The organism is Flavobacterium nitrogenifigens (assembly GCF_003254565.1).
Lineage (GTDB): Bacteria > Bacteroidota > Bacteroidia > Flavobacteriales > Flavobacteriaceae > Flavobacterium > Flavobacterium nitrogenifigens.
Window position 1 is genome coordinate 1 of the sequence record NZ_QJRI01000072.1, and the last position, 348, is coordinate 348.

1 protein-coding gene is annotated in these 348 nt (G+C 52.0%); it reads left to right on the forward strand.

Going from position 1 to position 348, the window contains the following annotated elements:
- A partial coding sequence (locus tag DM397_RS00300) for an MBG domain-containing protein (RefSeq protein ID WP_204251841.1) occupies window positions 1–348 on the forward strand: 348 nt, incomplete at both ends.

The window sequence follows — 348 nt, forward strand, 5'->3', positions numbered from 1 at the left end:
TGTAGACGGCACTCTTACGGTGGGCCAGGCATCTCTTACGGTGACTGCAGACAATAAAAGCAAAACCTACGGCAGCGCGAATCCGGCTCTGACTGTAAGCTATTCTGGTTTTGTAAACGGCGATATAGAAACTGTGCTAACCACAGTGCCGACAGTTACCACCACGGCAGTTATAGGAAGTCCGGTGGGGACTTATCCGATCGTAGCCCGCGGAGCTGCAGCGTCCAATTATGCAATCACTTATGCCGATGGAACGATGAACGTGACAGCCGCCTCACTTACGATCACGACGGATGATAAAAGCAAGGCATACGGCAGTGCAAATCCGACTCTGACGGTGAGCTATGC